The following is a 10,428-nucleotide window of genomic DNA, read 5'->3' as shown; positions in this document are numbered from 1 at the left end:
TTCTCAGTGACAATTTATGGGGCTACCGGGTCAGCTCTCAGTGACATTCAACAGTTACACCGCTGCTTCCCTTTAACGCGGCCACCTGTGCCGTCAGTTCTGCTAGTTGTTCTTCCACGTTTCACCCCTGTGTTTGCCATCTGTTAGGCGCGCCTAACGAGACGAGCAAAGGTGCTCTTTCGCGCGACACTGACGTAAATGAAGCATAGGACGTCCGATCTGACCAGAAAAAATTGACTTAGGTGAAAAAAAGTTTCCTTTTGGTTGAACGGCAAAATTATTGGTGCTAGCGTCAAATTCAAGAAATCATGAACTGAGGGAGGCCCCGGCCATGTGCGGGATCGTCGGACTTTTTTTAAAAGACAGGTCACTTGAGCCAAAGCTTGGCGAAATGTTGACCGATATGCTGATTACGATGACGGATCGCGGGCCTGACAGTGCAGGCATCGCGATTTATACTGCTGGATCAAACGGTAGGGCAAAGCTGACAGCCCAAGCCGATGATCCGACCGCAAGCTTTGACAAGCTGGATAACGCGCTGCGCAAGGCGATCCAAGGCAGTGTCAGCATGTCCATCAAGGACACACACGCCGTTCTGGAAATCCAAACCGACCAGATGGCCGCGGCCCGATCCTATCTGACGGCCAATCATCCGAATGTGCGGATTATGAGTCGCGGTGAGACCCTCGAAATCTACAAAGAGGTGGGTCTGCCGAAAAATGTGGCAGAGCGCTTTGATATTCGTCGGATGAGCGGGTCACATGGGATTGGTCACACCCGAATGGCCACAGAATCAGCCGTCACAACCCTCGGAGCCCATCCATTCAACACGGGCATGGACCAATGCCTGGTGCATAATGGTTCGCTTTCCAATCACAACTCGCTACGGCGCAAGCTGCGCCGCGCCGGCGTGCAGATCGTGACCGAAAACGACACCGAGGTTGGCGCGGCCTACCTCACATGGAAAATGCAAAATGGAGCGACGCTAGGCGAAGCGCTGCAAAGCAGCCTGACTGATCTGGATGGCTTCTTTACATTTGTTGTTGGCACCAAGGACGGCTTTGGTGTGGTGCGTGACCCGATTGCCTGCAAGCCCGCCGTGATGGCTGAAACCGATCAATACGTCGCCTTCGGCTCGGAATACCGCGCCTTGGTGAACTTGCCGGGAATAGAAACTGCCCGCATTTGGGAACCTGAACCCGCCACCGTCTATTTCTGGAGCCATAACACAGCGCCCACCGAGCATGAGAAGGCTGCCTGAATGCAAACATTTGACCTTGAGGCCGAAGGGCTGCGCGCCCTGAATTCCGCGCTGCACGCGCAGGCCGCCACCACCAACCAGACGGTTTGGGAAATCCTAAACCCCAAAGGCAGCCATGCCATTGCCGTTGGCCTTGATGCGCCCATTGAAGTAAATGTCAAAGGCTCGACCGGCTATTACTGCGCTGGCATGAACAAGCAGGCGACCGTGCATGTGCATGGATCAACCGGCCCCGGCACTGCTGAGAACATGATGAGCGGCACGGTCATCGTAGAAGGCGACGCCAGCCAATACGCCGGTGCCACGGGCAATGGCGGCACGCTGATCATCAAGGGCAATGCATCATCACGCTGCGGCATTTCGATGAAGGGGATAGACATCATCGTGCACGGCAGTATCGGGCATATGTCCGCCTTCATGGCGCAATCGGGCAATCTGGTCGTTTGCGGTGATGCAGGTGAGGCCTTGGGCGACTCGCTGTACGAGGCGCGCTTGTTCGTCCGTGGCTCTGTCAAATCACTTGGTGCCGACTGCATCGAAAAAGAGATGCGCCCCAAACATTTGGCAATTCTGGAAGAGCTGTTGGAACGCGGTGGATGCGATGCCAAAGCCTCCGAGTTCAAACGCTATGGCTCTGCCCGTAAGCTCTATAATTTCAACATCGACAACGCATATTAAGGGGCCGCTATGAAAGATGATCACAACGGCGCGCCGCGGACAGTTCCGGTACAGTCCGCGACATTCACCGATAAGGTGAACGCCGAAATCCGGCGTGCCGCGGCCACCGGTATTTATGATATCCGGGGCGGTGGTGCCAAACGCAAGGTACCGCATTTTGACGATCTGCTGTTTCTTGGCGCGTCTATCTCGCGATACCCGCTCGAAGGGTACCGCGAGAAATGCGAAACCTCCGTAACACTCGGCACGCGGTTTGCCAAAAACCCGATCAAGCTGGACACACCCGTGACCATCGCAGGCATGTCCTTTGGTGCATTGTCAGGCCCGGCGAAAGAAGCGCTGGGGCGCGGGGCGACTATGGCCGGCACCTCGACCACCACAGGCGATGGTGGCATGACCGAAGAAGAGCGCGGTCATTCCAAGACTTTGGTCTATCAATACCTCCCGTCACGCTACGGCATGAACCCCGACGATCTGCGGCGCTGCGATGCGATTGAAATCGTGGTGGGCCAAGGCGCCAAGCCGGGCGGTGGCGGCATGCTACTGGGTCAGAAAATCTCGGACCGGGTCGCGCAAATGCGTAATTTGCCAAAGGGGATCGACCAGCGCTCTGCCTGTCGTCACCCCGACTGGACCGGGCCTGACGATCTGGAAATCAAGATCCTTGAGCTCCGCGAAATCACCAATTGGGAAAAACCGATCTACATCAAAATTGGCGGTGCGCGGCCCTACTTTGACACCACTCTGGCCGTCAAGGCGGGCGCGGATGTGGTCGTTCTGGACGGCATGCAGGGCGGGACTGCGGCCACGCAGGACGTGTTCATTGAACACGTGGGTCAGCCCATTCTGGCCTGTATCCGTGAAGCCGTCCGTGCACTCGAAGACCTTGGCATGCACCGCGAGGTGCAGTTGATCGTCTCTGGCGGCATCCGTCATGGCGCTGATGTGGCCAAATGCATGGCACTTGGCGCAGACGCCGTGGCCATTGGCACCGCAGCCTTGATCGCGCTTGGCGACAATGACCCGAAGTGGGAGTCAGAGTATAACGCGCTTGGTACCACTGCAGGGGCTTATGATGACTGGCACGAAGGCAAAGACCCCGCGGGGATCACCACACAAGACCCTGAATTAATGGCGCGTTTCGATCCCATTGAGGGCGGTCGGCGGTTGAATAATTACCTCAAGGTGATGACCCTTGAGGCGCAAACCATCGCAAGGGCATGTGGTAAGAACCACCTGCACAATCTGGAACCCGAGGACCTTTGCGCCCTGACCATGGAAGCTGCCGCAATGGCGAAAATTCCTCTGGCGGGCACCGATTGGTACCCTGGCAAACCAGGCACATCCTACTGATCAACACGCGGGCGCAGCCGATCACGGCCTGCGCCCTTTTTTTTTACCTCATGCAGACGAAAGCAGGGAAGAAATATGGCAACTGATCTGGCAAAATTTGCTGCCGACAACAGCATTCAATACTTTATGATTTCCTATACCGACCTTTTCGGCGGCCAACGTGCCAAGCTGGTCCCTGCCCGCGCAATAGCAGGCATGCAAGAGGACGGCGCGGGCTTTGCGGGCTTTGCAACATGGCTCGATCTGACCCCTGCACATCCCGATATGCTGGCCGTACCAGACCCCGATGCCGTCATCATTCTGCCGTGGGACAAGACAATCGCATGGATCCCCGCAAACTGCGTGATGGAAGGCGAACCCGTCGCACAAGCGCCTCGCAACGTGCTGCGCAGACTCATAGCCGAAGCCGCCTCTGAGGGCATGCATGTCAAAACCGGCATTGAGGCAGAGTTCTTTTTGCTGACCCCCGCAGGTGATCAAATCTCGGACGCTTTCGACACCGCTGCCAAGCCTTGCTACGACCAACAGGCCTTCATGCGCCGCCTCGACGTGATCCGCGAGATCAGTGACTACATGCTCGAATTGGGCTGGAACCCCTACCAAAATGACCATGAAGACGCGAATGGTCAGTGGGAAATGAACTGGGATTATGACGACGCGCTCAAGACCGCCGACAAGCACAGCTTTTTCAAGTTCATGACCAAGACTGTCGCCGAAAAGCACGATTACCGCGCGACCTTTATGCCCAAACCCATCGAGGGGCTGACGGGCAACGGTTGTCACGCGCATATCTCGGTCTGGGACGCACCGGGCGCTGCTGCCAAAACGAACGTTTTTGCAGGGGCTGGCGAAGGACAGACGGGCGAAGTCGGCCTGTCCGAGCGCGGCAAACACTTCCTTGGTGGCATCATGAAACATGCCAGCGCATTGGCGGCGATCACCAACCCGACCGTGAACAGTTACAAACGCATCAACGCGCCGCGTACCATGTCAGGCGCGACATGGGCCCCCAACACAGTCACATGGACCGGTAACAACCGGACCCATATGGTGCGCGTGCCTGGCCCCGGTCGGTTTGAGCTGCGCCTGCCAGATGGTGCAGCCAACCCCTATCTGTTGCAGGCCGTCATCATCGCTGCCGGTCTGTCAGGCGTGCGCAGCAAAGCCGACCCCGGCAGGCGCCACGACATCGACATGTACGCCGAAGGCCACACGATCACTGATGCCCCGAGACTTCCGCTGAACATGCTGGACGCACTGCGTGATTATGACAAGGATGCCGGGCTCAAAACCGCCATGGGCGATGAATTCTCTGCCTCCTACATCAAGATGAAAATGCAGGAATGGAATGACTTTACGTCCCATTTTTCACAATGGGAAAAAGACAACACCCTAGACATCTAGAGAGGGATCAGAATGAAAAAGCGCGTCGCAATTCTTGGGGCCGGGCCTTCGGGTTTGGCCCAACTAAGGGCTTTCCAATCCGCCCAAGCCGCAGGGGCGGAAATCCCCGAAGTTGTTTGCTTTGAAAAACAGTCCAATTGGGGCGGATTGTAGAATTATACATGGCGCACCGGCCTTGATGAATACGGCGAACCGGTACACGGGTCGATGTATCGCTACCTGTGGTCGAATGGACCAAAGGAAGGTTTAGAATTCGCGGATTATTCGTTCGAGGAACATTTTGGCAAGCAAATCGCCTCTTATCCGCCACGTGCGGTTTTATTCGACTATATCGAAGGGCGCGTGAAAAAGGCAGGTGTGCGGGACTGGATCCACTTCAATACCGCCGTCCGCCACGTCGAAGCCAAAGGTGACAAGTTTGCCGTCTCGGTCTGTGACCTGCCAGCCAATCACGATTACACCGAAGAGTTCGATCATGTGATCGTATGCACCGGGCATTTCTCGACACCCAACGTGCCGTATTTCGAAGGCTTTGAGACGTTCAAAGGCCGCGTGCTACATGCCCATGATTTTCGCGATGCGATTGAGTTTGCTGACAAAGACATCCTGATCGTCGGCACTTCCTATTCCGCCGAAGACATCGGATCGCAATGCTGGAAATACGGGGCGAAATCGATCACCGTCAGCCACCGCACCGCTGCCATGGGCTATGACTGGCCCGACAATTGGCAAGAAGTGCCTTTGCTGCAAAAGGTCGATGGAAACACTGCGCATTTTAAGGATGGCACCACCAAGGATGTGGACGCCGTGATCCTATGTACCGGGTACAAACATCACTTCCCCTTTTTGGCGGATGAGTTGCGCCTGCGCACCGCAAACCGGCTGGCCGCAGCAGACCTGTACAAAGCCGTGGCCTGGGTCAACAATCCCAACCTGTTCTATATCGGCATGCAGGACCAGTGGTTCACCTTCAACATGTTCGACGCACAGGCCTGGTGGGTGCGTGACGTGATCATGGATCGCATCGCCCTACCAGACCGCGCCGCGATGCAGGCCGACGTCCAAGACCGTGTCGCCCGCGAGGACGCGCTGGAGGACGACTATGGCGCAATCTGGTATCAGGGCGATTATACTAAAGAGTTGATCGACGAGACCGACTACCCCAGCTTTGATGTGGAAGGGGCTTGTCAGGCGTTCAAGCAATGGAAGGGGCACAAGAAGAAGGGGATCATGACCTTCCGCGACAATGCCTATACCTCAGTGATCACTGGAACGATGGCCCCGAAGCACCATACGCCATGGAAAGATGCGCTTGATGATAGTCTGGCAGTCTACTTGAAGAACTAGGGTTTCGCTACTTTGACAAAGGTCAGAAAGACAAGGGTTTGTGAAAGCGCTCCCTTGTCTTTTAGTGAGACGCCGACCGTACTGTCGGCGAAGGTAAACAGGTGTAAGTCATAGAAGTCAGGATGGTTCACATCTTGATCCCGCATGACGCTTTCGCCCCCACAATTGGCAACCTGACGCAGCAGCGTTTCAAACGCCTCTGTCGCGGCATCCGAGCGATAAGCAAACGCCCACATGCAGTGCAATGACTTGCCGCCACCGATGTTCAGTGATGTCTGACATCCGGCTTGCGCTGCACCATCCTCAGATAAGGCAAAGCGTTGATCTGGACTCTCCGCCGGAGAGCTAAGGCTGGTGCCAAGCTGTGCCAAGTCATCGCAGAAACTGCTTGCAAATGCTCCTGTTGCTATCGCTACGCTCACGGCCATCCCTCCGACAATCGGACAGATGGCCAAAACGATCTGGCCTAAGGTCAAGAACGTGGCCGTTCTTTTCCCGGATCATAAGCGGCGACGGTGGGGGCAATGACAGCAGGCAGGCGTTTTTGCTGGCCGTCCAGTTTGCCGATCTCCAGCTTTCTGCCGACCTCTGAATGCGCGACGTCCACCCGCGCCAATGCGATATTCTTGCCCAGCAACGGCGAGCGCATGGAAGATGTCACTTCACCGATTTGCGCGCGCCCGACATGCACTGGGTCGCCGTGCCCGACATCGACATTGCTGTCGATCTCAAGCCCTACAAACTTGTGCATTGGGTTCTCTTTTCGGCGGATCAACGCATCGCGCCCAATAAAATCATCGGGCTTGGTTTTCAGCGGCACGGTGAATCCGATGCCCGCCTCAAAGGGATCGGTCTGATCGCTGAAGTCGTATCCAGCGAAAATCAACCCGGCCTCTATTCGCACCATGTCCAGCGCCTCTAGTCCCATTGGCCGCAGCCCATGCCCCTGCCCTGCGTCCCAGATAGCGTCAAAAATCTCGGCACAGTCTTTGGGATGACACATGACTTCATAGCCTAGTTCGCCAGTATAGCCGGTGCGCGACAAAACGAAGGGCGTGCCGCTTTCGTTCATCAACCGCGCCGGCGTGAAACGGAACCAGCCAAGCTGATCGAATTCGGGATTATGGGGGGCAGTCCAGACGATCTTGCGCAGCAAATCGCGGCTTTCGGGGCCTTGCACAGCAACATTATGCAATTGATCTGTCGAGGACCGAACCAGAACCTTTAGTCCAATTTTTTCAGCCTGCTCCCGCATCCATTCGCCGCCATAGTCATTGCCACCAATCCACCGAAAATTATCGCGGCCAAGGCGGAATACGGTGCCATCGTCGATCATGCCACCATGTTCATAGCACATTGCCGTATAAACGACGCCGCCCACAGGCAAAGTCTTCATGTTGCGTGTGAAAATATACTGGCACAAAGCCTCCGCATCCGGCCCCGTGATCTCGAACTTGCGCAGCGGGCTCAGGTCCATGATCACCGCCTTTTGGCGACATGCCTGATATTCTTCGATCGGGCCTTCCTTGGCAAAACAATTGGCCAACCAATAGCCGTTATATTCAATAAAATTTCGCGTGTGTTTGGCGAAGCTCTCGTGAAAACCTGTTTGCTTGGTCATTTTGGGCTCCGCGTCTGGGGTTGTGCGGTAAGCGACGGAACGTTGGAATGTCTCTTTGCCGCTATACGTGCGAATATGGATATCGGTTGGGTTCCAACCATTGGCGGCAGTTGTATCATCCGGGCATGCAGAACTGCCGCATACGATGTCGGTCAGCGCGCGCAGCAACACATAGTCGCCGGGCCGTGACCACGGTTCGTCCGCATACATCACTCCGTGATCGTCAATGCTGGTATTGAAAAAGAAGTTGATCGCCATCCAGCCGGGGCGACCCGCGACATTGAAATTTTTCAATGCCCCGTTGAAGTTGTCAGAGCAATTTGCGTGCCCCGGGTACCCGATATCATCGTAATACTTCGCCGAACATGCCAGTGCAAAGGCGTCATGACGTCCACAGGTGTCCTGCACGACTTCGACAAGGGGGAGCATTTCCTGATCGTAATATTTGGCATGTAGCCCGGGCATTGGGTAGGCGTACCCCATCAATGTCCGGGTCGTTGTTACATCAAGGGCATGCTCAATGCCTCGATCTAACTTTCGGGCCGAGAAACACTCAAAATCGGTGCATTGGCGCCCGTCAACGTCAATAATCTGGATGAAGTCACCCGCCTTGACGAAATAGGATTCGGCCGTCTGAGTGTGGATCCGGATGTCTTGAAGAGGGTCCGCAAGCGGAGTCGGCAATTCAAATTTAACATGTGATTTGATCACCGCACGAGTGATCATTACGGTCAGAGGGGTGGCGGTATCTTGCGCCTCGATGTCCATCGCGCGGCCTGGGGCGGCTATGATCAACGTCCCATCACGCTGTGTCCGGAATTCTTCGCTGGTTTTTGCTGGCGTTGTAGCATCGAAAAAGCGCAGCCCCCGCTCCGTGCCCAAGCTGATACCACGTGCATCCAGCCGCATCCGTAGCCCGTGCAATGATCTGTCCGAGCTGGCCAGCAGGGCTCTTGTCCCTTCCATCTCACAGTTCGCTGTAACACCAAGTATCGCGGCATCAGCCTTGCCATGTTTGTCGACACAAAGGATCTCGCAAGGTTGTCCACCCTCATCGTTGCTCACCGAAATTTTGTCACCGGCTTCAACAGCAACAAGCACCGCCCCTGCTCCCTGAATCACATAGCGTTCGGTGCCCGGAGGCATTGAGAACACCAACGGCTGTATAATTTCACTGGGCCGAGGCGGGCCGGGCCTGACTTTTAGATAAGGATCGTCGAACATCTGTCCTCCGCTCCGGCACAGGCATGTTGCACCACCGGAAAATTAGTTTAATCATAAGAATATGTCGAACACATCGACGATGCAAGAATAGTTAGGCCCTGAGGATAATGAATTTACTCAAAACCGTCGATCTCCCTAAGTGAGTGCGCTTTCTCTTGGCCTTATAGCAGCATTCGCTTGGGGATTTCACGACATCTGTGTCCGGTTTGTCAGCCAAAAAGCGCCGCTTATGGCATCTTTGCTGACTGTGCTGTGCACGGGTTTGCTGTTTCATGTCGCATACATGCTGGCCACGAGCGGTTTTCACGAGACACCCGCAAAAGCCTTTGCACCTGCAGTTTTAGCAGGTGTATTTTTCCTCGTCGCCAGCCTTGGTCTTTATGGGGCCTTCCAGCGGGGGCCAGTCCGGTTGGTTGCGCCCATAATCGCAAGTTTTCCGATCCTGTCTGTTCTATGGGCGGCATTTACCGGGACGCATGTCACCGTTGTGGAATGGCTTACCGTTTTTGTCATTTTATGCGGCGTCTCAACCGTCGCCTATCTGTCTGATCAAAGCGCAGAGGATACTGTGCCAAAAGGCGTCACGATATTCTTCGCGTCCATCGCGTCTTTCGGATATGCGGGCACCTTCGCATTAGGTCAGATGGCTGCGGAAATGTCGCATCATTTGCCAGCAACCCTGATCACGCGCAGTACCGCAATTGCGCTGTTGATTGGTGGCATGGTGGTATGGAAACCTCCATTCTGGCCCGGACGCCGATCGCTTGGGCTTCTGACATTGATGGGTCTGGCCGATGGGATCGCTTTGCTATGCATGATTTCAGCCGGGGGACTGGCCAATGCGGAATATGCGGCAGTCGCTGCGTCTGTTTTTGGGTTGATAACGATCGTGTTAGCTTGGGGACTTCTCAACGAAAAGATGACTTTTCCCCAGTGGGTTGGCTGCGCGATCACATTTGCAGGGATCGGATATCTCGCGCTTTAGATCCACCCCGCCGCGACCTGACGTTGATGTGCCACAATTGCATTGCGCATCAAAATAGCCACGGTAACAGGCCCGCCCCCCCCGGGCACCGGAGTGATCCAGCCAGCAACTTCGAGAACAGCCTTTGTATCAACATCCCCGACGATCCATGTCTCGCCATCCTGTTCGATTTGGTTGATGCCAATGTCGATCACAGCAGCACCCGGTTTGATCATCTCTGGTCCAATCAGATGCGGTTTTCCCACGGCCACGATCACCACATCGGCCCGCCGGGAATGCATCGCAACAGACCGCGTCATGTGATGGCAAACCGTAACCGTCGCACCTTCCGCCATAAGCATCATAGCAGCCGGTTTACCGACAATCTCGGAGTGGCCAATCATCACGATTTCCAGTCCCTTCAGATCAAGGCCAGTTTCTTTGATCAACTCGACCGACGCTGCCGCCGTGCAAGGGGCTAAAGCCACATCGGAATAGACGATATTGCCGATCGACGCGGGGTTCTGAAGTGGTCCTGCTTTTTAGGACAGTTTTGCGGCTTGGCTAAGATGCATC

The 10,428-nt window shown here is 55.5% G+C and carries 7 protein-coding genes and 2 pseudogenes; 6 read left to right on the top strand and 3 right to left on the bottom strand.

Features of this window, described 5'->3' with window-relative positions; all coding sequences use genetic code 11:
* Positions 1-331 precede the first annotated feature (331 nt).
* From V7730_RS20305 to V7730_RS20285, 5 genes and pseudogenes are all read left to right on the top strand, one after another.
* Positions 332-1,261, top strand: a complete 930-nt coding sequence (locus V7730_RS20305) for a class II glutamine amidotransferase (RefSeq protein ID WP_335749391.1) — start codon at positions 332-334, stop codon at positions 1,259-1,261.
* On the top strand, positions 1,262-1,939 hold the full coding sequence (locus tag V7730_RS20300; RefSeq protein WP_335749390.1) for a GXGXG domain-containing protein: 678 nt from the start codon (positions 1,262-1,264) through the stop codon (positions 1,937-1,939). It begins immediately after the preceding gene.
* Between the two features lie 9 nt (positions 1,940-1,948).
* Positions 1,949-3,292, top strand: a complete 1,344-nt coding sequence (locus tag V7730_RS20295) for an FMN-binding glutamate synthase family protein (protein WP_335749389.1) — start codon at positions 1,949-1,951, stop codon at positions 3,290-3,292.
* A gap of 75 nt (positions 3,293-3,367) precedes the next feature.
* Positions 3,368-4,696, top strand: coding sequence for a type III glutamate--ammonia ligase (gene glnT, locus V7730_RS20290; protein WP_335749388.1), 1,329 nt, complete (start codon positions 3,368-3,370; stop codon positions 4,694-4,696).
* A gap of 12 nt (positions 4,697-4,708) precedes the next feature.
* Positions 4,709-6,043, top strand: a pseudogene (locus V7730_RS20285) (NAD(P)-binding domain-containing protein).
* Here V7730_RS20285 and V7730_RS20280 read toward each other — a convergent pair.
* Together V7730_RS20280 and V7730_RS20275 are read right to left on the bottom strand one after the other, a co-directional pair.
* Positions 6,040-6,465, bottom strand: coding sequence for a hypothetical protein (locus V7730_RS20280; protein WP_335749387.1), 426 nt, complete (start codon positions 6,463-6,465; stop codon positions 6,040-6,042). The pseudogene V7730_RS20285 and the gene V7730_RS20280 overlap by 4 nt on opposite strands.
* Positions 6,466-6,515: 50 nt before the next feature.
* Positions 6,516-8,888 (bottom strand): DUF1989 domain-containing protein, encoded by a 2,373-nt coding sequence (locus tag V7730_RS20275; protein WP_335749386.1) that lies wholly within the window; start codon positions 8,886-8,888, stop codon positions 6,516-6,518.
* A 139-nt stretch (positions 8,889-9,027) separates the two neighbouring features.
* Between V7730_RS20275 and V7730_RS20270 the strand changes: the two genes are divergently transcribed.
* Entirely contained in the window at positions 9,028-9,873 is an 846-nt protein-coding gene (locus V7730_RS20270) for a DMT family transporter (RefSeq protein ID WP_335749385.1), read from the top strand.
* Here V7730_RS20270 and V7730_RS20265 read toward each other — a convergent pair.
* Positions 9,870-10,376 (bottom strand): annotated as a pseudogene (locus tag V7730_RS20265) (bifunctional 5,10-methylene-tetrahydrofolate dehydrogenase/5,10-methylene-tetrahydrofolate cyclohydrolase); the annotation flags it as partial. The gene V7730_RS20270 and the pseudogene V7730_RS20265 overlap by 4 nt on opposite strands.
* Positions 10,377-10,428: the final 52 nt, after the last annotated feature.

It is taken from the genome of Sulfitobacter sp. (assembly GCF_036961165.1).
Taxonomy (GTDB): Bacteria; Pseudomonadota; Alphaproteobacteria; order Rhodobacterales; family Rhodobacteraceae; genus Sulfitobacter.
This window is presented reverse-complemented; position numbering and strand designations above follow the sequence as displayed.